The 23,166-nt window shown below is 44.5% G+C and carries 15 protein-coding genes and 2 pseudogenes; 7 read left to right on the plus strand and 10 right to left on the minus strand.

Features of this window, described 5'->3' with window-relative positions; translation table 11 throughout:
* Window positions 1-35 precede the first annotated feature (35 nt).
* Together HFA01_RS10175 and HFA01_RS10180 are read right to left on the minus strand one after the other, a co-directional pair.
* Window positions 36-980 (minus strand): nuclease-related domain-containing protein, encoded by a 945-nt coding sequence (locus HFA01_RS10175; RefSeq protein ID WP_146815876.1) that lies wholly within the window; start codon window positions 978-980, stop codon window positions 36-38.
* 99 nt (window positions 981-1,079) lie between these two features.
* Entirely contained in the window at window positions 1,080-2,246 is a 1,167-nt protein-coding gene (locus HFA01_RS10180; RefSeq protein WP_146815878.1) for an iron-containing alcohol dehydrogenase, read from the minus strand.
* 263 nt (window positions 2,247-2,509) lie between these two features.
* Here HFA01_RS10180 and HFA01_RS10185 point away from each other — a divergent pair, with 263 nt between their 5' ends.
* The 3 genes from HFA01_RS10185 (at window position 2,510) to HFA01_RS10195 (ending at window position 5,451) form a co-directional block, all read left to right on the plus strand.
* The gene (locus HFA01_RS10185; protein WP_146815881.1) at window positions 2,510-3,925 is read left to right on the plus strand and encodes a hypothetical protein; all 1,416 of its coding nucleotides are present in this window, start codon (window positions 2,510-2,512) and stop codon (window positions 3,923-3,925) included.
* A 193-nt stretch (window positions 3,926-4,118) separates the two neighbouring features.
* Window positions 4,119-4,943 carry an alpha/beta fold hydrolase gene (locus HFA01_RS10190; RefSeq protein WP_146815883.1) on the plus strand — a complete coding sequence of 275 codons (825 nt, stop codon included), beginning with the start codon at window positions 4,119-4,121 and terminating at the stop codon, window positions 4,941-4,943.
* Window positions 4,944-5,004: 61 nt separating this feature from the next.
* A complete protein-coding gene (locus HFA01_RS10195) occupies window positions 5,005-5,451 on the plus strand; it encodes a staygreen family protein (RefSeq protein ID WP_146815885.1) in 447 nt (148 codons plus the stop codon).
* A gap of 126 nt (window positions 5,452-5,577) precedes the next feature.
* Here HFA01_RS10195 and rlmD read toward each other — a convergent pair whose 3' ends face one another.
* Window positions 5,578-7,038 carry a 23S rRNA (uracil(1939)-C(5))-methyltransferase RlmD gene (rlmD, locus tag HFA01_RS10200; protein WP_146815887.1) on the minus strand — a complete coding sequence of 487 codons (1,461 nt, stop codon included), beginning with the start codon at window positions 7,036-7,038 and terminating at the stop codon, window positions 5,578-5,580.
* Window positions 7,039-7,078: 40 nt separating this feature from the next.
* Window positions 7,079-8,326, minus strand: coding sequence for an MFS transporter (locus HFA01_RS10205; protein WP_246139313.1), 1,248 nt, complete (start codon window positions 8,324-8,326; stop codon window positions 7,079-7,081).
* 519 nt (window positions 8,327-8,845) lie between these two features.
* On the opposite strand from HFA01_RS10205, the gene HFA01_RS10210 reads away from it, so the two are divergent.
* Both HFA01_RS10210 and ppdK read left to right on the plus strand, forming a co-directional pair.
* The gene (locus HFA01_RS10210) at window positions 8,846-9,664 is read left to right on the plus strand and encodes a pyruvate, water dikinase regulatory protein (RefSeq protein WP_146815891.1); all 819 of its coding nucleotides are present in this window, start codon (window positions 8,846-8,848) and stop codon (window positions 9,662-9,664) included.
* Entirely contained in the window at window positions 9,664-12,336 is a 2,673-nt protein-coding gene (ppdK, locus tag HFA01_RS10215; RefSeq protein WP_146815893.1) for a pyruvate, phosphate dikinase, read from the plus strand. Before HFA01_RS10210 ends, ppdK begins: the two co-directional genes overlap by 1 nt.
* A 167-nt stretch (window positions 12,337-12,503) precedes the next feature.
* Here ppdK and betA read toward each other — a convergent pair whose 3' ends face one another.
* Window positions 12,504-14,210, minus strand: a complete 1,707-nt coding sequence (betA, locus tag HFA01_RS10220; RefSeq protein WP_146815905.1) for a choline dehydrogenase — start codon at window positions 14,208-14,210, stop codon at window positions 12,504-12,506.
* Between the two features lie 107 nt (window positions 14,211-14,317).
* Window positions 14,318-15,796: a betaine-aldehyde dehydrogenase gene (gene betB, locus HFA01_RS10225; protein WP_246139314.1), complete on the minus strand. Its 1,479-nt coding sequence runs from the start codon at window positions 15,794-15,796 to the stop codon at window positions 14,318-14,320.
* Window positions 15,797-16,181: 385 nt separating this feature from the next.
* Between betB and HFA01_RS10230 the strand changes: the two genes are divergently transcribed.
* Entirely contained in the window at window positions 16,182-17,267 is a 1,086-nt protein-coding gene (locus HFA01_RS10230; protein ID WP_146815897.1) for a tetratricopeptide repeat-containing glycosyltransferase family 2 protein, read from the plus strand.
* Window positions 17,268-17,585: 318 nt separating this feature from the next.
* On the opposite strand, the gene HFA01_RS10235 is transcribed toward HFA01_RS10230, so the two are convergent.
* Window positions 17,586-18,494 (minus strand): NAD-dependent epimerase/dehydratase family protein, encoded by a 909-nt coding sequence (locus tag HFA01_RS10235; RefSeq protein WP_146815899.1) that lies wholly within the window; start codon window positions 18,492-18,494, stop codon window positions 17,586-17,588.
* A gap of 140 nt (window positions 18,495-18,634) precedes the next feature.
* On the opposite strand from HFA01_RS10235, the gene HFA01_RS10240 reads away from it, so the two are divergent.
* A complete protein-coding gene (locus HFA01_RS10240) occupies window positions 18,635-19,525 on the plus strand; it encodes a GT-D fold domain-containing protein (protein WP_146815901.1) in 891 nt (296 codons plus the stop codon).
* A 476-nt stretch (window positions 19,526-20,001) separates the two neighbouring features.
* Here HFA01_RS10240 and HFA01_RS10245 read toward each other — a convergent pair whose 3' ends face one another.
* The 3 genes and pseudogenes from HFA01_RS10245 to HFA01_RS19240 all read right to left on the minus strand — a co-directional run.
* Complete coding sequence (locus HFA01_RS10245; RefSeq protein WP_146815903.1) at window positions 20,002-21,720, minus strand: glycosyltransferase family 4 protein; 1,719 nt, start codon at window positions 21,718-21,720, stop codon at window positions 20,002-20,004.
* Window positions 21,721-22,266: 546 nt separating this feature from the next.
* A pseudogene (locus HFA01_RS19235) lies at window positions 22,267-22,761 on the minus strand (bclA protein); the annotation flags it as partial.
* Between the two features lie 18 nt (window positions 22,762-22,779).
* Window positions 22,780-23,166: pseudogene (locus tag HFA01_RS19240) on the minus strand (hypothetical protein); the annotation flags it as partial.

Consider the following 23,166-nt stretch of genomic DNA (forward strand, 5'->3'; position numbering starts at 1 on the left):
CCCCTCTTTGGTGGGGCGTACTTGTTTTAAGATTTTCACTCCAATAGGAACTTTGCTTTTTTAGTAGAACCACTTCGTCCCTTACAATAAGCGCTTAATAATCGATACACCACATGTCTTGAACCTACCTTTAAAAAATCTCTAGCTTCTTTATTGCTAATCGTTTTGGCCACAAGCACAGCGTATTCTCTCAAGGCTTGTTCATGAGCAAGGAAAGAGTGACGAGAACAACCTGGACATACCCATTTCATTTTTGTTCTTCTCATTGCATACTTTCCACAGGATGGGCACCTGACTCCTTTTAGCAAATCCGAATAACTCAAGTTGAAGCGTTTCATGTAATCCGGCACATGATCCCGGTGAGATCCAACCAGTGCTTGGCCTATTCGTAAAAGCTCCTTCTTCTTGAACGCCTTTCCTTGGTAATTATCCTTTTTCTTTTTCATGGCATCCACGAGAGAGGATGCGCGTATTACTTTTTCATAGATTCTAGGGTCTGAGGAGTCAAACTCGAGGGTACACCGCCTATTCGTAAATACAACTAAGAAGTCGATATGCATACGAATTCTTAGCTGCCGCCACAACCATTCCTCTAATAAACGCTTCTGCCTTTCCGCCTGTTCAACAGGATCCTGAAATCCTTCCATGTCACGACGCATTTCCTTTTTTTCACGATGGATAGAGATCTGACCGATCATATTTTTTGCTTCGAGAATCAGAATGAAGGAAGGGAATAAGATAACCGTGTCGATTTGGAAAAAGTGGTGACCGTCATACAGGCGCAGGTTGTGAAGGATGTAATGAGTGTCTTTCAAGTAATCGAGGTGATAATCAAGGGATTGTTCCCCGCTCCAACCAGCTTTTTTTGTAGAGAGGGTTTCTTCTACTTCGGGGGCAGCGGGGTGATGAAGATTAAGACGGTGCTTTAGTATTTCCAAATGGAAAATATCAGGAGGGATGGTGCGAGGTTTTATGATCATAAGTGAACTCCTTTCCCTTTTATTAAAGTCGAACGCCTCTTTTTTGTCCAGAAAAAAGAGACCAGTCCATTGGTGGACTGGTCTCTATAAGTTTTCTATTTAAAAGTCAACGTCCTGCCCATAATAAGCGGCAACAAATAGTTTTTTCATTTCTTCCACAGATGTTTCACGTGGGTTTGTCCCTGTACACGGATCTTCTACCGCATTTTCAGCCATCTTATCTACATGTTCTTTAAATAACTCTTCGGACACACCAAATTCTTGCAGCGTATTCGGTACTTCCATTTCACGATTCAACTCACGGACCCAATCGATAAGAGCCTCTACGAGTTCTTGATCACTCTGCCCCTCTAGGCCAATTCTTTTAGCTAAAACGGCAAAACGATCTTCTACAACACTTCTGTTGAATTGGATGACATATGGCAGATAAATCGCATTGGCACAGCCATGTGGCACTCCAAATGTAGGTCCACTCTTATGAGCCAAGCTGTGTACGTTTCCTAATACGGCATTGGAAAAGGCCATACCAGCCATTGCCTGGGCATAGTGGACTTTTTCACGACTTTCTTTATCTCCTTTATAGGAGGAAAGAAGATGTTCTTTTAATATTTCAGCCGCTTCTTTGGCAAGCGCATCTGTAAATGTGGTACGTGGTTTCGCTACATACGCTTCAATGCTGTGGGTGACCGCATCCATACCACTGTATGCTGTCACACGTTTCGGCATGGATTCAACCATGACAGGATCAATGATAGCTATATCCGGAGTCAGTTCAAAGCTGGCCAGCGGATATTTCACCCCTGTCTCTGAATCGGTGATGACAGAAAGATTGGAGATCTCCGATGCTGTTCCACTTGTTGTTGGAATCCCTATAAATCTCGCTTTGGAACGAAGTTCGGGCAGCTCAAAAGGTTTGGTCGCGTCTTCAAAACTAAGATCCGGATGTTCATAGAACAACCAAAAGGCTTTAGCCGCATCCATCGGTGAGCCGCCGCCGATTCCAATGATCCAATCAGGTTCAAAACTCATCACTGTATCCAGGTGCTCCTGCACAAGATTCGTTGATGGTTCTTCCGTTATCCCTTCAATAAGCTTTGTCTCTATGTTCGCTTCTGCCAGGTTCTTTTCAATCGTTTCAAGGTTCCCGTTTTCTTTGACAGAACCTCCTCCGATTACAAGTAGAGCTTTCTCTCCTTCTACAGATTTCAATATATCAAGAGCATTCTCACTAAAATAAATGTCGCGCGGAATTGTAAAACGGTTCATGTAATCTCCTCCCACTTTTTGGTTACGTTGGGGATATTGCCGCTTTACTTTTTCATCAAACCATTCAGTAGGCTTACTCCATGAATTCAGTTCATTTGTAACCCTTGATTTAGTGAGAAAGGACTAAACAGTCGTGCGCCTTTCATACTCTATGGATCCGGCCAGCTTCACATACCTTCCCCGTGCACGATTTAAGCTATTGAACATGGCTTATGATAAGATATGTAAGGTTAACACTTTGAACTAAGAATGGAGCATCCATCATGGTACAAATCGCAAAACGAGGGTACACGTTTTTTATCAGCTTGTATGTCCTCATGCATTTTGTCGTTTATTTTATAGGTGGAGACATGCTATCCACCACTCTTTCCTTATCTGGTTTGGCGGCTTTTGTACTTGGTTACTTCTTCTTGCCTGTGAAACAGGCAGCGATATCCCTTTTGCTGCTCATCATTGCATTGATTGTTCACATCTCCGCAGGGACGTCACTCATTGAAGGAACGGTTTCTGGATTTACAGTGATGAGCGGTCTGATCGCGCTCTTACTGATCGTTCCTACCATCAGCTGGGTGCTGGAAGAAAAGCCGTACATTGAATCGGTGATCAACTTTGCTCAAAATCTGCTCAATACAAGCCGGAAGTTCTATTTCGGGATGATGGTGATCACCCAGATCATTTCTTATTTCTTGTTGTTCGGTTCGATCCCCATGGTCTATAGCATGATCAACGACTTTTTGAGCAACCAAAAAGGAGAGGCATGGGAGAATTATAAAGGAACGGCTCTCTTACGTGCGTTCTCCTTAACAACGATGTGGGTCGTCAGCATCCCGAGCTTCATTTTTGCCGTGGATGCACTAGGGGCTTCTTTAGGGTTATCGATTCTCCAAGGATTCTTTATCTCATTCGCAGGGATTTTGTTATCTGTCCTGTTTTCCTATTATCAAGAGCGGCATTACGGCGTGGATCTCACCGCAGGCATTCAGGAGCAGCTTCAGAAGATTGCCGAACAAAAGAAACAGGATACAAAAGGAAATCGTGATGCCCTGGAGTTCGGCTTTCTTTTTGTAACGTTATTCGGTTCTATCTTTCTTCTGAACGCGCTTTGGGATGTTCAACTTCTCCTCATTATCCCTATCGTAATCGTGGCCTGGGTCATTCTCTACTTCATCATTCGTAAAAGAAGCAGTGCGATAACGGAGAATGGAAAAACTTATGTAGCCAAGAGCATTCCAAATAAAGCCCAACAGTTCTCGATTCTATTGGCCGCTGGATTTTTAATTAACGCGGTGAATCAGTCAGGATATGGCGAGTACATTATCGATGGTCTCTTTTATGTGACGGATGCCGTGCCTTTCCTGAACTTCTTATGGGTTCTCCCATTTGTCGTGATTATTCTCGGGTTTATCGGGCTCGGTCCATTGACGGTCATCGTCCTCGTCTCAGGAATTCTGCAAGGTGTGGACCTTCCCTATCCGCCGGAAATCGTTGTGCTTGGGATTACATCCGGGAGCGTCATTTCCATTATGTTATCCCCGCTGATTTTGCCATCGATCATTTTGAGTTCTGTGAACAAGTTGAGCATCATCAAAAACGGACTGATGTTCAATTATAAATACGCCATTGCTTTTTATGTCATGGTGCAGATCTACCTTCAACTTTTTGTGCTGTTCTTCTTATAAATAACGGAAAACCTCCGGCGGACCTGTTCAAGGGTCCGCCTTTTCTTTTTTCAGGATCTTTTAATGACATGGTATTCCCTTCAACTCCTACAGGGGTGGTCATCCTTATCTGAGAAAAAGAAATGGCAGGAAGATTTATTGAATAGGATTTAAAAGGATGTATTTAGTATTCTGTAAAAACAGGAGGGACACCATGAACACGAAAGAAAGTTATATTGAAGTGGAACCGGGGATTGAATTGTTCGTTCAAGAAACCGGATCAGGAGACCCGCTTGTATTCATTCCGGGTTTTACATTCACGACCGAAGTCTTTTCAGAACAGGTCCGTCATTTCTCCAAAACGCACCGTACGATTGTCATTGACCCCAGGAGTCATGGCCGATCGACCATGACTGTCCATGGTAATGATTACGTCACCCATGGCACGGATTTACAAAAAGTTTTGAAGGAATTGAATGTGGAAAATCCGACGCTTTTTGGCTGGTCTTTCGGCTGTTTAACCGTATGGGAATACATCCGCCAGTTTGGAACCGATGAGATCAAGTCCCTCGTTATGATCGATATGCCACCGAAATCTTTGTCTATTAATCAAGAGGAGGATTGGATAGAGGGTCCTCTCGATGATTTGGCTGCCGCCTATACGAACTTCCTCCGCCATCCAAAAGGACAGCGGGAGTTCATATCTGCCTATGCCACGGGTGTCATGGTTCAACGGGAACTGAAAAAAGAAGAATTGACTTGGATGGTAGAGCAATCTCTAAAAACACCGTATTATGTTGCAGCCAATTTGTTCTCTTCCGGACTGTTCTCCGATTATCGAAAAGAGGCAGCCCAAAGCAGTGCATCTGTTCCAACGCTCTTCGTTGTCGCCGAACACTGGGGAAAGACAGCAACAGCTTATCTAAACAAGATGACTCCTTCTGCCTCTGTAAAAACGCTTGGCGGCCACCTCATGTTCTGGGAGCATAGTGAGAAGTTTAATCGATTAGTCGAGGAATTTTTAAAAGAAGCTCCATGATGTCCCATGTTCATTCACGCCCGCCCACAATCGTCATGTCCCCTTTACAAGGAGGATTCCTTTGAAAAGGCTTGATCCAGACAAACTTTTCGTTGAGTTTAGACCATGTGTTACAAAAACAGAACCTCTGTTAGGTCGGAGATATACATTGACCCATTCTGACGCGACTGCCGAACTTTTTCTCACGGTAGGATTAGCGTATGCCTATGACAAGGTCACCACCATGAGAGATGAAGTGCTTGCCGAATGGAGGATAAATCATGGTTCTCCTTATCTCTTTGTCTATGTTTTTGTGGATGGACAATATGGATCCAATCAATCAACCATTCGCGATACTATTTTCAGACGTGAATTGCCATTAGCACTTGAAGCGATCATGTATGGAGACCAGTGCCTCTTTAAAGCCTGTCCCGAATTGGATCTTGCACCAATTTTCATACGTTTTGACTCCACAATCCCCCGTTACAATCGATATGAGTATTGGGGTACCCCAATAGACTATCAGTAGATGTATGTTACGAAAGAGATTGGATCCCTATGTCCAAGGTTCATATAATACAAAAAAGGTTCATCCACTTCTCTGGATGAACCTTTTTCTATTTAAAACAGCCATTACCCTGGAATCAGGTATTGGTTATCCTTTCAGCACCAACTTCGCCACAGATTCCACGTGATACGTTTGCGGAAACATATCCACCGGCTGAATCCCTTCCACCTCATATCCGTTCTTCACTAAATACTTCATATCCCGCGCCTGGGTTTCCGGGTTACAGGACACATACACAACCTTTTGCGGTTTGAGCTTCACCACACTTGATAAAAACGCTTCGTCGCTCCCGCTTCTCGGCGGATCCATAATGACGACATCCGCTTTCTCCCCGCGCGCGGCCATATCCACCATGAACTCACCGGCATCACCTTGATAGAACCGTGCATTGGTTACACCGTTGCGCTTCGAATTACGGATGGCATCCCGTACGGCATCCTTATTCACCTCTACGCCAATGACTTTTCCAGCTTTGCGGCTGGCTACAAGGCCGATGGTCCCGATTCCGCAGTAGGCATCGATCACGGTTTCGTTTCCAGTCAGCTCGGCCATTTCAATCGCTTTTCCATAAAGCTTTTCTGTCTGGACCGGATTGATTTGATAAAAGGACTTTGCGGAGATTTCAAAATCAAGTCCGCACAACGTATCGGTAATTGTACCTTTGCCGAACAGCACTTTTTCCTGTTCTCCTAGAACGACACTCGTATCGCGCTTATTTACATTCAATAGCATGGTCGTAATATCTGGGTGAGCTTTCCTCAGGGCTTTCACAAAATTGTTTTTCCCTTTGAACTCAGAGGAGGCTGCAACGAGCACTACCATGATCTCTCCACTGACCTTGCCGACTTTAATCAGCACGTGCCGCAAGAACCCGCGTCCTGTGTCTTCATTGTACGGCTGCATTTTTGAATTTCTCATGTAGTCCTTGATCGTATCTATGATTTCGTCCGCTTTCGGATCATGGATGAGACAACGATCCATCGGGATGATTTCGTGCGTATGCTGTGCGTACAATCCACCAATGACCTGACGCTTGTGATTGAGGCCGAATGTATTATGGTTTTTATTCCGATAATCATATGGATGGTCCATCGTGAAAATAGGATCTGGCTTTCCGAAAGGTTTCATCAATTGATCGATTGTATCCTGCTTGAAACGCGCTTGCGCATCGTTGCTCATATGCTGAAGCTGACATCCACCGCATTCGTAATAATACGGACAAGGCGGATCCACGCGTTCTTCTGCTGAAGTGATGACACGCTTGAACTCTGCGTCCAAAAAACGTCCTTTTTGAATGATGTTCACCTCAGCCTTTTCACCCGGTAACAGCAAAGGGACTTCCAGGCGCTTACCCTTCCACTCGGCGATCCCCTTCCCTTCATCGGTCAGACCTGAGCAAGTAACCTCTGCCGTTACAGGTTTCTGACCACGGGCAGCTTTACCTTTAGTTAGCGTGTGAGGAGAGGATTTCTGTTTCCCATGGGGCTTTCCAGACCTGTTCGGTTTTTTATTCGTTTTTTTATATCCTTGATTCTTTCGTTTACTCATAGGCACTTCCTGTCTTTGCTTATTTGCCCCTCATTATAAACTACCGGAAGCCGGCGGTAAAACAGAGGGAGGAAAAAAGAGCTTCCCCTTTGAGTGGGAAGCTCTTTGCATCAACTCTTTCTAAGTTTTTGAACGATAAGGAATAAGCCATGACAAAAATCACAAGCAGGCCCGCAAAACCGCTGGTAAAACCGGTACGTTCAACCGTAAATCCGAACACCGGAAAGCTGATCATAATGATAAAGCTCTCCATCAAACCAATGAGTGAAAAGAAGGTGGACCTGACATTACTTTTTAATAAGTCTTGCACAAACGAGCTGAAGATGGGTTCGAAAAGACTCAACAGCTGCGCAAGGAATAAGAATGACAGTAGAATGGCCCAGTCCATAGCAAAGATGAACAGGATGAAAAATAACAGGAAAAGTCCTAAGCCGTAATATAAAATATTAAAAAACTTAAATCGTTTTTCTACCCTGTAGGCGATTTTCGCCATGACGACTCCTAAGAGTCCCTCCACTGTAAAAACAGCACCTACCACAACAGACGAGTAACCTAACTGGATGAAGTACTCCTGACCGTAAAACACGATAATTACCATCACTGCGCTCGCCAAAATAAACAACACCACAGGACGGTGGATGACCGAGTTCTCCCTCCATACAACCAAACCTAGTTTAAATTGATGGACCCACTGGTTATACCAGCGTCCGCCGATGTCTTCCGTTTTTTCACGTTCCGGCTCCTTCAATAAAAATAGAGGAATGAGCGCAAGAACATGGGTGAAAATCGTTGTTCCATACACCCATCCCCAGCTGATATCCGCCATAAAACCGCCGAGGAATTTAGCAAGGCTCAATGATAATAGAGCAAGAGCCGTCATGCTTCCGATCACCTTCGTATAATCTTTCTCCCGGTTTTCATTTTTCAACGTATCATAAGCAAACGCCTGCTCAGCACCGGAATGGAAAGTCACCATCATCCCCATCGACAAAAAGGCGAGCGTGAACATCGAAAAAGTACCGCTGATCATCATAAACAGTCCATAAAGAATGCTGAACACATTGCCGATCACTAAACTCACTTTCCGGCCATATAAATCAGCAATCATCCCTGTAGGAACCTCAAAGAGGACAATAGCCAAGTGGAGAAAAGCTTCCAGCAAACCAATTTGACCGAACGTCATTCCTCTATCGCCAAGATAGATAACCCACAAGGCACGGTCAAAAAACAACTGGGCAAAAAAGATATAAAAATACAGCATATAGATATTACGTTTTGTTTTAAACATTTTCATTCGTCCTCTCTTATACATAAAAAAAGCCACACGTGATCATCCCCGTGTGGCAGCTTCCGCTATTTGAAGGAAATCATACGTACGTTCACACGATGGAATTCAGCTAAAAAAGGACACACGTGTCCCTGGGACCACTGGAATTCCAAAAATAGACATCATAAAAAGCAGGTGTTTATCCTCACTTTTGACGTCTAAGGTGAATGTAGGCATGATTTTCCCTCCTTTATGTACAAGATTGGTTTCCATTATAGTACGCTTTCAAACTTTAAACAACTTGCTCTGGTTCAACAGAAAACGAGTCTTTTAATAATGACCACGAATCATAAACGAACTTTTTGTTGTATCCATCCGTAAACAATGATACTATACTACTCAGTAATAGTATGACACATTAACTGAATAACACCACATTAGTGTGACACATTAATCAGGAAGGTATGAAAGGTTGGGAAACTGTACATAAGCCAACGTTTCATACACTTCCTCTATGACTAAAAGTAAGGGAGATGGATTGTGACGAATCAAGAAATGGTTTATATCGTGTCCGATTCCGTCGGGGAAACAGCTGAGTTAATGGTAAAAGCTGTGGCAAGTCAATTTTTTGGTCAGGAAGTTGAGATCCAGCACTTTTCCTATGTAGAGGACGAACAGGATATAAATAACGTCATCACGGTTGCGAAGTATCGTCCTTCCATCATTGCTTACACCATCGTCCTCCCTGATTTGAAGGATTATCTCGACCAGAGAGCGGAGGAAGAACAAATCATTGCCGTTGATTTGATGTATCCTCTCATGAATGCATTCACTCAAAAGTTCAATATGCAGCCCAATCGTCAACCTGGACAGATGAGAAAGTTGGATGAGAACTATTTCAAACGGGTGGAAGCCATAGAATTTGCTGTGAAATATGATGACGGACAGGAAGTCAGAGGATTGAAACAGGCAGATATTGTGCTCGTCGGGGTGTCGAGGACCTCCAAGACTCCTCTTTCTATGTATCTAGCGAATAAACAATTCAAGGTAGCCAATGTGCCTCTGATCCCTGAGGTCCCGCCTCCTGAAGAACTTTTTGAGATTCCAAGGAAGAAATGCATTGGATTAATCATTTCACCGGAAAAGTTAAATGATATTCGCAGAGAACGATTAAAAAGGCTGGGACTAACAAACTCAGCTAGTTATGCTTCATTGAACAGGATCTTCGAAGAATTAACGTGTGCGGAAGACATTATGAAAAAAATTGGATGTCCAGTGATTGATGTTTCCAACAAGGCGATTGAAGAGACAGCCGATATCATCCTGGCCATGTTTAATAAAAGGGGGAGCTTTGCCTAATGGAAAACAATTTTGTATTCATGTTTGATCACTCTGAAAAGAACAAGAAAGAACTCCTGGGTGGAAAAGGCGCGAACTTAGCGGAAATGACGCGGATTGGTTTACCCGTTCCTTACGGCTTTACGATTACGACAGACGCCTGCAATGCCTATTATGATGCAGAAAAATCCATATCTCCAGAAGTCGAATCCCAAGTCTTACATTCCCTCCAAGTCCTTGAAGAGAAAACAGACAAAAAATTAGGGGATCCAACCAATCCACTTCTCGTTTCTGTGCGCTCAGGTGCCGTCCATTCCATGCCTGGGATGATGGATACCGTTTTGAATCTTGGAATGAATGATGACACGGTTAAAGGAATGGCAGAACTTACGAATAACGCTCGCTTTGCCTATGATTCCTATCGCCGGTTTATTCAAATGTTCGGGAATGTTGTCCTGAATATAGAAAACTACTTATTCGAACATCGGTTAGAAGAAATACGCGAAGAAAAAGGGTACCAATCCGATACAGAACTCACAGCCGAAGATTGGAAAGAAGTAATTGAATCATTCAAATCGATTGTGCTCAAAAATACGAAGCGAAGCTTTCCTCAGGATCCAAAAGACCAGCTTTTCCTTACAATCAAGGCTGTGTTTGACTCATGGAATAATAAACGGGCCATCCTGTACCGCCGCCTTCATCAAATTCCCGGACACCTTGGTACAGCGGTCAACATCCAAAGCATGGTATTCGGAAATATGGGAGAGGATTCCGGCACGGGGGTTGCCTTTACACGCAATCCATCCACCGGGGAGTCTAAGCTTTATGGAGAATATTTGATCAACGCACAGGGAGAAGACGTCGTTGCAGGGATTCGCACACCTCAGCCGATTGCGACCCTGAAAGATGAAATGCCGGATGTTTATCAACAATTGGTGGAGACCTGTCAGTTATTAGAAGACCATTACAAAGATATGCAGGACATTGAATTCACCGTAGAACGGGGCAAGCTGTTCATCCTGCAAACACGGACTGGGAAACGAACCGCACAGGCTGCCATTCGAATCGCTGTTGAAATGGTCAAAGAAAATATCATGGATCAACGCGAAGCTCTTTTACGAGTGGATCCCGATCAGCTCGACCAGCTGCTCCACCACCGCATTGACCCTGACTACAAGAGAGAAAAATTAGCGGCAGGTTTACCTGCTTCCCCTGGAGCTGCCACCGGACAGGTCGTCTTTGATGCGGATGAAGCCGATATGCTGGCCAAGGATGGAAAAAAGGTCATTCTCGTCCGCCCAGAGACGACACCTGATGACATCCATGGAATCATCGCTTCTCAAGCTACAGTTACGAGCCGAGGCGGAATGACCAGTCATGCCGCCGTTGTTGCCAGAGGAATGGGGAAAGCTTGTATCTGCGGCTGTGACTCCATGAAAATTCATTTGGATTCCAAACGGTTTACCGTCGGAGAGACGGCTGTAAACCACGGGGATACGATTACGATTGACGGATCGACAGGAGAAATCTTCGTCGGTGAGATTCCAATGATTGAACCAGAACTTTCGGAAGAATTCCAACTGCTGCTTCGCTGGGCCGATGAAGAAAGAAAGATCGGAGTCCGGGCGAATGCGGATAACCCAACAGACGCTGCGAAAGCCCTGGAGTTTGGAGCGGGCGGTATTGGACTTTGCCGCACCGAGCATATGTTTATGGATAGCTCCCGTATCCCTACCGTTCAAAGCATGATCTTATCTGAAACGACCATGGAACGTAAGGAGGCTCTGGATCAACTCCTGCCTATGCAGCAACAGGATTTTGAGCAGATTTTTGAAACGATGCAAGGACATCCCATCACTGTACGCTTACTAGATCCCCCGCTTCATGAATTTATGCCGGACAAAGAAGAATTGCTCGTTGATGTGACGAGATTGCAAATCACCAGTCCCGACTCTAAAGAGTTGCAGGAAAAGGAAAACCTTTTACGCAAAGTACGTTTATTAGAAGAAGCGAACCCTATGTTAGGCCTTCGTGGCTGCCGCTTAGGTATGATCCATCCTGAAATTTACGAAATGCAGATCCTGGCTATTTTCCAAGCGATGTCTACCGTCATGAAAAAAGGAATCACCGTGAAACCGGAAATCATGATCCCTCTTGTCAGCCACGTAAATGAACTGAAAGAAATGCGTCAATTGGTCGTTCGGATCAGCCAGCATGTTCAGTCGGAAACAGGACAGGAGTTCGAGTACCTTATTGGAACCATGATTGAAACACCACGCGCAGCACTTACAGCCGACCAAATTGCTGAAGAAGCAGACTTCTTCTCGTTCGGAACCAATGATTTAACTCAAACGACGTTCGGGTTCAGTCGAGACGATGCAGAAGGTAAGTTTCTTCAACAGTATGTAGACCGCGATGTGCTGCACAGAAATCCATTCGTTTCCTTGGACCAGGATGGTGTTGGGAAACTTGTAGAGAGTGGTGTCAAACTGGGGAAAGGAACAAACCCTGCTCTGAAAACAGGGATTTGTGGAGAACACGGAGGAGAAAAAGAGTCCATTCAGTTCTGCTTTGATTTAGGACTGGAATATGTAAGCTGCTCTCCTTTCCGCGTTCCATCAGCACGACTGGCAGCCGCTCAGTCAACCATTCGCAGCGAACGGAAAACCCGAAAAGAACCACAGTACAGTTAATCGAGCTTTTCTCCGTTCTCTTATCCTGAGATTTTTCACAAAGAGCGTTCCATCCACTGTTTGGATGGAACGCTTTTTATGTTAAAAGCAAAAAAGGAGAAGGCTCCCCTTCACTCATGTACGCTTCACGAGCCATACATATTAAAGGGGCCTTCTCCATTTACGTTTTATTTTGTTTCGACTTTAGACTTGGATTTAGGAACGGTTCCTGCATCAGCTGGGTGAACCCCGTGCTGGTAGTAATCCGCGTCGATTGGATCGAGCGGTTTACGTCCAAGGATAAGGTCTGCAGCCTTTTCTGCCAACATTAATACAGGTGCGTGGATGTTTCCGTTTGTCACGTAAGGCATAGCAGATGCATCGACTACGCGTACGTTATCAAGTCCGTGAACCTTCATTGATTCAGGGTCTACGACAGACATAGGATCTGATTCAGGTCCCATTTTCGCCGTACAAGACGGGTGAAGAGCTGTCTCCGCATCTTCTCTTACCCATTCAAGGATTTCTTCCTCAGTTTGTACGGTAGGACCAGGTGAAATTTCACCGGCATTATAAGGCTTCATAGATGGCTGAGCCATAATTTCACGAGTGATGTTAATCGCTTCGATCCACTCCCGTTTGTCCTGTTCAGTAGAAAGATAGTTATACACCATGCTTGGGTGCTCTTTCGGATCTTTTGATTTAATCTTCAAGGATCCACGGGCATCTGAATACATTGGTCCGATGTGTACTTGGAATCCGTGATCTGTCGGTGCTTTTTGTCCATCGTAACGAACCGCTACCGGAAGGAAGTGGAACATCAGGTTCGGGTAGTCGACCTCATCGTTGGAACGGACGAAACCTCCGCCTTCGAAGTGGTTCGTCGCAGCAGGGCCTGTACGCCCAAGCATCCACTGTAGACCGATCCAAGGCATGCGTCGCTTCTGTAGATTTGGCTGTTCGGAAACAGGAACCGGGCACGCGTGCTGGACATAAACTTCAAGGTGATCCTGAAGGTTTTCTCCGACACCTGGAAGGTCAACAACAGGGTCAATGCCAAGAGAACGAAGGTGCTTCGCATCGCCTACACCAGATAGTTGAAGCAGTTGTGGCGTGTTGATCGCACCACCGGCAAGGATGACTTCTCCTGCTTCTACTTGATGTATTTTTCCGTTTCGCTTGTACGTTAATCCTTTTGCTTTTGTACCATCAAAGTCAATGCTCGTAACGAAAGCACGTGTTTTGACTGTCAGGTTTTCACGGTCCATGACCGGGTGCAAGTAAGCACGGGATGCGGACAAACGCTGACCTTTGTACACATGCTTATCAAACGGGCCGAACCCTTCCTGACGAAATCCGTTCACATCAGGTGTACGGTTATAACCAGCTTCTACTGCTGAATCAAAGAATGCTTGGAAAAGAGGGTTCTTTGCTGGACCGCGCTCCAATTTAATTGGCCCATCGTGACCACGCATATCATCATCCGGTGATGCCAGCGCATTTTCCAAACGCTTGAAGTATGGAAGGCAGTGAGCCCAATCCCAGTTTGTCATGCCTTCATCGGCACCCCAGCGTTCATAGTCTTTCGGGTTTCCACGTTGGTAGATCATCCCGTTGATGGAACTGGAACCTCCAAGTACCTTTCCTCGTGCATGAGGGATACGGCGTCCATTCATATATGGTTCTGGATCTGATTCGTACTGCCAGTCATAAAGGTTCTTACCTGAAGGGAACGGAAGAGCCGCAGGCATTTGGATCAATAAGTCCCATGAATAGTCACTGCGTCCTGCTTCTAGTACAAGTACGGATTTTTTGCCATCCTCACTTAGGCGGTTTCCCATTACAGAACCTGCACTACCGCCTCCAACGATTACGTAATCATATGATTCAATCATAGCCATACACTGTTCCTCCTTGATGTTTTAGTCGTGAAGAAGATGCCCAAAAGCCCCTTCTTCCTTTATCTGTTTTAGTTCATGAATGTTAAAAATGTATCGTCCGCTTAGAACCAGTTGATTTGTTCTGGTTTAAGGTTTTGGAAAATGTGCTTCGTTTCTGTATATTCTTCAATTCCTAATTTACCTAGTTCGCGTCCAATTCCGGACTGCTTGTATCCACCCCACGGCGCGTGTGGAAAATAAAGGTTGAATTCATTGATCCAAACCGTACCCATGCGCATCTTCGCGGCACAGCGTTCTGCTTTTGCGATATCGTTTGTGAAGACACCGCCAGCAAGTCCGTAGATGGAATCATTCGCAAGCTTTACCGCTTCTTCTTCTTTCGTAAACTTCTCCACTGTGATGATCGGACCAAAACCTTCTTCCTGGACAACCGTCATGTCGGTTGTGCAGTCAGTGAAAATCGTCGGCAGGAAGAAGAATCCGTTCTGTAATTCAGGGTCTCCCGGACGTTTACCGCCAACGGCTAACGTAGCCCCTTCTTCAATCCCTGCTTCTACATACTTTTCAACTTTCGCAAGGTGGTCAGCGGAAATCAGCGGTCCCATTTGGGTATCGTCCTCAAACCCGCTTCCCAGTTTGAATTTCTTCACTCGCTCGACAAGCGCGTTGACAAACTCATCGTGAATGCTTTCTTCTACAATCAGTCTTGTCCCAGCAGAACAGATCTGACCTGCATGGAAGAATACTCCGTTCAATGCTTGATCGACAGCAAGGTCAAAATCAGCATCTGCGAAAATGACATTCGGGTTTTTCCCGCCAAGCTCAAGAGCGAGCTTCTTCACGTTAGAGCTTGCTGCCTGCATGATTTTCTTCCCGGTCACAATACCCCCGGTGAAAGAAATAAGATCCACATCTTCGTTGCTGGAAAGCTCGGCACCTACCGTAGCACCAGCACCAAGAACGAGGTTCGCCACACCCGCAGGTACACCCGCTTCTTCCATCAATTCGAATACTTTGATATGCGTAAGCGGTGTGATTTCACTTGGCTTGATAATTAATGTGTTTCCAGTTGCAAGCGCTGGAGCCAGTTTCCAGGACGCTTGAAGTAGAGGATAATTCCAAGGGGTAATCTGCCCACAAACACCAACCGGTTCGTGAACGACTTTACTGATGGAGTTTGGCACTGGAGAATCAATGATCTCGCCGCCGTTCTTATCCGCAATCTCTGCATAATAACGGAAAACTCCAGCGATATCGTCCATGTCTCCACGGCTTTCTTCTACTGTTTTACCAGTATCCAAGGATTCTAGATTCGCTAGTTCTTCTTTATCTCTCTCAATCAATTCAGCAATTCTACGTACGATTGCCCCACGCTCCGTTGCCGGAGTGGTCGGCCATTCGCCGTGATCGAAAGCTTCTCTTGCTGCAGCGATGGCTGCTTGTGTATCTGTTTCATCGCCTTCTGGAACGATGGCGATTGTTTCTTGGTTGAATGGATTGATAATCGTACGCGTTTCCTCGGAATTCGCGTCTACCCATTTTCCATTAATGTATTGTTTAAGTTTTAAATTTACGTTCATTTTATCAACTCCAATTCTGAAGTGAATTAAGTTTGTTAAGAATTTATTTAACGTTTTTAACACTAACATGTCTTTAATAGACTGTCAAAGTAGATTCTAAAGAATTAAGTATTGATAAATGCCGCTTCACTGCATGATTGCTTTAGCATACCTGGGAAAGACACTTCATTTATGCCTATCGTTCTACCTAAGAAATAACATGGATACCTATACTATAGATTTAAACGACCTATAACCCAGATTTGGAGATCCCGCCTCACCTATGACAACAGCATAGATAGGAATCTAAATGATTTTGATTCCTGGGGAATAAGTAGTTGAAGGTGTTTCACATTTTTGTTCCCTTACATATGATGATGAGAAAACCTATATGGGAGGAACTTAAATGCCCACCATCAGTCTCTGTATGATTGTAAAAAATGAAGAGGAAGTGTTGGCGAACTGCCTCCGAAGTGTTCAGGAGATCTGTGATGAAATTATTATTGTGGATACAGGGTCAACGGATAAGACCAAGGAAGTAGCTAAACCATTCACTGAAAAAATACTCGACTTTGAATGGATTGACGATTTTTCAGCTGCCCGCAATTATTCGTTCAGCCAAGCTACTAAAGATTTTATACTTTGGCTTGACGCAGATGATGTTTTATTACCTGCTGATCAAGAAAAATTTAAAAATTTGAAGGATACCCTTGATGATTCAATCGATGCGGTTTCAATGAGATATATTGTTTCAAGAGATGAATACGGCAATCCTGCCTTTCACTACAGAAGAAACCGGCTCGTAAAAAGAAGCAATCATTTCAAGTGGATTGGACCGGTCCATGAATACCTTGAAGTAAGTGGTCATATTTTAAACTCTGATATTGCCGTTGAACATAAAAAAGATGCAAAAGAAGCATCGAATCATCCTACCGGGAGAAATTTGAGGATTTATGAAAACCGTATTAAAAAAGGCGAGGATTTTTCCCCCAGGGATTTATTCTACTATGCTAATGAATTGAGAGATCATGGGCAGTACCAAAAGGCCATCATTTACTATAATGAGTTCCTTTTGGGACAGAAAGGGTGGGTGGAAGATAATATATTGGCTTGTATATATTTAGCCGCCTGTCATGGAAAACTCGGGGAAAGGGACGAGCAGATAGAAGCCCTCTTAAAAACCCTCTGTTATGATGCACCTCGACCGGAACCTTGCTGCAGGATTGGAGATTACTTCAAAGAAAAGAAAGCTTTCCAAACAGCTGTTTTCTGGTACAACATCGCTACAGTCATGAAGAAGGAAACAGGAGGATTTCAAAGCGAGGCCTACTCAACCTGGTACCCTCACCTGCAGCTTTGCGTGTGCCAGTGGGAGACAGGAAATGTACAAAAATCAATCGAGCATAATAAAATAGCTAAACAGTACCGCCCTAACGATCCTCAGATTCTGTTTAATGAGAAGTTCTTTAACGATTACATGAAAAATAAATAAGAGGGAATAAAATTCCCTCTTGCCATTAGTAGTTTTCTCGTTTCATCGCTTCATTTGTTCTGTCAGGAAAATGGTGAAGGTCTTCTAAATAAATTCCAAAAGGAACTTTTAATTGAGCAAGCCCTGTAACTTTAGGGGCCCTTCTTGCAGATAATAGGGTTCTGAATGGATTCAGCGGCTACAGTCTTTAATAATCAACAATACATTTATTTCATTCAATCTTCTTCGCTTCCCACTATATACAAGATGAAAAAAAAGAAATCAGCCCTTTACGAGTCTGGTTCTCTATGTTTTCAACTGATATAAGAATTCATAAAACTATAAAAGAAAGCTTTCTATCGTTTTCTTTAACCCCTCTCTCAGCGAGAACTTTGGCTTCCATCCCAACTTCTTTATAGCTAATTGATTATCCAGGCAGCTACGGGTGATATCCCCAGATCTGAATTCTTTATGGATGGGTGATAATTTCGTGTTCATTAGGCTGTTGATTTCGTCTACAAGGGAATTTATGGTGATCTCCTTATTACTGCTAATGTTGAATACCCCGTTGCAATTCTTTTTCAAAGCAGACAGGTTTGCAGCAACCACGTCTTCTACATAGATGAAATCTCGAGTCTGTTCCCCGCTTCCGTAAATGATCGGCGGGTCATTGTTAAGCATTTTCTTTATAAAAATGGAAACCACTCCACCTTCTCCTCCTGCCCCCTGTCTCATTCCATATACATTGGCATACCTGAGGATTGTGAAATTTAAATTGTATAACTTCGCATACAGGGATATATATAATTCAGGAGTATATTTAGAAATGCCATAGTTAGACGTGGGTTTTACTGGATGACATTCGTCCAAAGGTAGATAAAGAGGGGTTCCGTAAATGGCGGCAGAAGAGGAATAGATCAATTTACAATTATATTCTTTACAGTATTCCAAGATTTTCAGTGTGCCTAGAATATTCACTTGTGCATCTTCCATTGATTGAATCATTGATTTCTGGACATCAATTTGGGCAGCAAGGTGGATGACTGCATCTGGCCTTTCTTTTTCGAAGACAGATTCCAGATTGTGATCAAGGACACTTATGGAATATAATTTAGCTTCTGGGTTCAGGAACTCCTTTTTACCGGATGACAGATCGTCAGCGACAAGTGTCTCACATCCTTCTGCCACTAGCGCATCTATGATGTGGGAACCAATAAAACCTGCACCTCCAGTTACTAAAACCTTCATTTTATCCCTCCTTCCGAGAATAATTACTCTCTTTATTGCATATGTAACTAACCATGATGATGTTTGGACATTTTCATAGAACATTTACAACGGGTTGCCAATATAATGTTAAGAATTATGATATGAAAGGAGATTGTACCTTGACCTATTCATTTACGAAGGATCAATGGGAGAGTCTTTATAAGGTAGGGTATCCTGGAAACTGGGATATTGGAACACTTGCTGCAGAAGCCATCTACAGAGGCGGCGAAGGCCTTGTCAAAAATCATTTGAAAGATGGCCAGTATCTTCCATACAATTTAGAAGACATCATTGAAGCAGGCTTAACTCAACTTTCAAAAGAGATTATTACCTTAAAAACACCTGCAGAAGTATATGCTCAAGTGTTAAAAGCACTTAGTGAGAAAAAAGGGTTAAGTGTAATTCGTTTAGGGGACGGTGAAGTGCTTGCTTTAGCCCATGATATCCTTGTCTCTTCTGAAGAGATCAATAAAAACGGAAAATTGCAATATGCTCTAGGCGGATTCACAGTGCCGAACCATGAAAAAAGAGACCTATTAATAGGAAATTTATTAAAAGCAGATATTGTAGGAATTCCAGAAGCAAGATACCCCACCTACCAGCGTTTATTTAATAGTCTGGCAAAAAAAATTCACCTCCCCATAGGGGAGATATGCTTCACAAGCTCCTTAATTAATTATGAAATGAATGAAAAAACGAACTGCTTCCATCACTTGTTAAGTCAACACCGTGTCCTTCTGATCGGTAATCAGGCTGATGAAGGAAAGGAATTTATTGAAGCAAAAGGGTACCATTCAGTCGTAGGGGCCATTCCTGTTCCAGATATATCCTCGGTTCCAGGAGTGCTTGAAAAAGCAAGTCAATTTGAGTTTGATGTCGCTCTTGTTTCCGCGGGAATCCCAGCCAACCTTATTTGTGTTGAACTTGCCAAGCAGAAAAAAGTGGCCCTTGATTTCGGTCATTTGCTTGACTGGTACATCAAGGGTTATCGAGTCATAAATAAAGGCTAGGTGGTTCAGAGAAAACAGTTCTATAATTTCAACGATTATACTTTGGTAAAGAAGGCTGCTGATCTCCGCTCCTAATACTCGTACTTCTTTGGATTGTGTCATCTGGAACGTAAATCAACAGCTTCTACCTAACAAGAGCTATACCTTTTTCTAACTCAAGAGAAGACGCTGTCCTGGAAATAATAAAAAGAGTTTTACTTAACTTCATGCGTAAAGTAAAACTCTTTGAAATGCCATTATTCCTGTTTTTTAAGGGCAACTTGCACAGCTGCAGATCCATGTTCGCACCAACGAGAGTCAAGGATCATCAGTGTTCTCTCCTTATCATGAGATGCAGTACTTGCAATCTTTCCAACAACACAGGCTTGGACCACGCCCTCGTTTCGATTTGTAGAACCTTCGTTAATAAGATATTCAGCACACCGAACAGAACTCAACCCTCTCATTTTATGGGTCAGACCCCTCCTTTAATCCGTTTACTTGGTTTCATGCTTTTGAACATCGAAGAAAAATTCCGGGTAAGAAGTTGCATCTCCAAGCACATTTATCGTTTCATTTTTTGATCTTTTAACATGCTTTTCTTCAACAATTAACATTTCCAACAAGTGAAAATCAGTATAATGCGGATAAATTCTTTGGAGGTCGATCAATCGTTTTTTAGCTTCTTGTTTTCTTTGAAGTCTCATGAGCGTGAGGATCACCCAACGGTCAGCCACAGCCTTTTCCAGTCCATCTGCATGACCAGATAAGCTTTGAAATTCAAGAAGTGCTTTTTCATAGTCATTTAATAAAAACGGACGGTACCCGGGGGAATTGTATAATTGTAGTCTGTTGAAAGGGGTCACCGGACAATAACAATGATCTGTTAAATTCCGCCCTCCGTTCTTCCTGCACGCAGCAACCTCCCACCTGGCTATGTTCGGTGCCTTACCATCTACTTCATAAAGGACAGGGACTTTGACAATACCTGAGTCTGTTATATTCAATAACTTTTTAAACTTTTCATAGTCTCCACTTTTCACAAAGTTTTCAGGTCGGACAGAAATGTCCCAATTTTCCTTGAGGTCTTGCTCTCTCTCAATTCCGTACGAAGCTATCTGCTTGTAAAATGCATGAATGCCCTGGACGATCCTATCCCAAAGGTATTCACTTGCCGTTTGGACCCCATTCGCTATTAGTTCCTCTTTTAATTGCTGATTTGATAAAACTTCTTCCATCTTTTCTGCCATATCCTCTACATCCTTCATTTTGCATATAACCGCATTCTTCTTATGAACCGCATATTCTAAAGTACCTCGATTGTCCGTGGTAACAACGGCACACCCACATGCCATCGCTTCTAATGGCGGCAATGAAAAACTCTCATAGTAGGACCCACAAACATACAATGCAGCACCTCTATATAAATTTCCGATCGTCTCTTGAGAAGGACTGACAAATACCTTCGTGACCAGGGATTTCATTTTTTCAGATGGATGTTCCGGGGTAATCCAATATAGGTCTATATCCATTTCTTTTTTTATCTTTCTATAAGCTTCTATAATATTCGGGATCCCTTTAAATGTGGCGCTTTCACCACCTACCATCAATACATACGGACGTTTTCCTATCACTTTTTCCCCTTTTACAGAAAAGATTTCTTCATCAACAGCATTTGGAAAAACTTGTGCCTCCCTCCCATAAATCTCTGAGATTAATTTAGAGGTATGGTTGGATACAGTATAAATATAAGGAACAATCTCAAATTGTTTGTGTATGAAGTTTTTCAACGTAGGATTCATTGTTTCATAGTCATAAAGATGAAAGTCCCCCTGCTCAAAATACACGACAGGAGCAAGACCTGTGTCAATGCATGCCTGAACATGATCCCAGTAAGTAGCGACAATCAGGTCACAATCCGGTATCCCTTTTGCAAGCTCAAGGTCAAAAGGAACTTGAATATACTCTGCTTCAACCGGGAACCAAGAGGGTTGCTCAAAATGGGAAACCAGAGTGACCTTTACGCCAGCCTTATGCAGACGGTTTGCATGTTCAAATATGACTTTTACTCCTCCGCAAATCGCCACATGCGTCATGGCATAGACAATATGGATCTTCTTAGGGATTTCACCTTTTTGAGAAAGCACTTGTTTCTGTGCAAAGGGAAGACGCTGCAGACGTTGGTTGAATTCCTTCGTTCGAAGTTTTGGTATCACGTTTGACCTCCATACGTTTTTTTATATTCTATGTACGTATTAAAAAAAGATAAGTGCTTACCGATTATGGCAAGCACTTAACCAATATCATCCTTAAGGTTCAAACGTTAGTCCCGGAGTTATATCTTGTAATTTTGAAATATGACATGTGCTTAGAATATAAGTTTCATTGCCTGTTGTAATTTTCACAAGACCTTCTGAAATATCAAGGATGTCTGCATCCTGGATATTATCAAAGAAACCATCCGTAAAGTAATCAGCACTGGAGTTCTGATCGAAAAGCATTTGTAATAACTCTCTAGTAGGCTGCTCACAGCATTCGCACTCTCCTCCGCGTTCAGGCGTCGGATCTGGAATTGGCGGCAACGTTACCCCTGTGAGTAATCCATCACCCCGTACGCCTACAACCTGGCATATCGGTCCTGCAATTTCTCCATCATCAGCGATATAGTAACCACTGACTATATCGTTAATGAATACATTGTTTATCCCACCATTTGAGGTTTGTGATGTTGTGCCAATATCAACTTGAATATTTCCGTCTCTAATTTGTGTCAGAATATCTTCCATCGGTGCGACACAGCAGTCACATTCTCCAACAATCTCTCCAGTTGGTCCCTGTGGTCCTGTCGGTCCCGTTGGTCCTGTTGGTCCTGTCGGCCCCGTCGGCCCGGTTGGTCCTGTCGGCCCGGTTGGCCCCGTTGGTCCTGTCGGCCCCGTTGGTCCCGTCGGCCCCGTTGGTCCTGTCGGCCCTGTTGGCCCCGTCGGCCCCGTTGGTCCCGTCGGCCCCGTCGGTCCTGTCGGCCCCGTTGGTCCTGTCGGCCCCGTTGGTCCGGTCGGTCCGGTCGGTCCTGTCGGCCCCGTTGGTCCGGTCGGCCCCGTTGGTCCCGTCGGCCCTGTCGGTCCGGTCGGCCCCGTCGGCCCTGTCGGCCCCGTCGGTCCGGTCGGCCCCGTTGGCCCCGTTGGTCCGGTCGGTCCTGTCGGTCCGGTCGGCCCTGTCGGTCCTGTTGGTCCTGTCGGCCCGGTCGGTCCGGTCGGCCCCGTTGGTCCGGTCGGCCCCGTTGGTCCGGTCGGCCCCGTCGGTCCTGTCGGCCCCGTTGGCCCCGTCGGTCCTGTCGGCCCCGTTGGTCCTGTCGGTCCTGTCGGCCCTGTCGGTCCTGTCGGCCCCGTCGGTCCTGTCGGCCCCGTAGGCCCTGTTGGCCCCGTTGGTCCTGTAGGTCCGGTCGGTCCTGTTGGTCCGGTCGGCCCTGTTGGTCCCGTCGGCCCCGTCGGCCCTGTCGCTCCCGTTGGCCCTGTCGGTCCGGTCGGTCCTGTTGGTCCGGTCGGTCCTGTCGGTCCGGTCGGCCCCGTTGGTCCTGTCGGCCCCGTTGGTCCTGTCGGCCCCGTTGGTCCTGTCGGCCCCGTTGGCCCTGTCGGTCCTGTCGGCCCTGTCGCTCCCGTTGGCCC

Source organism: Halobacillus faecis, from assembly GCF_007991335.1.
GTDB classification, from domain to species: domain Bacteria; phylum Bacillota; class Bacilli; order Bacillales; family Halobacillaceae; genus Halobacillus; species Halobacillus faecis.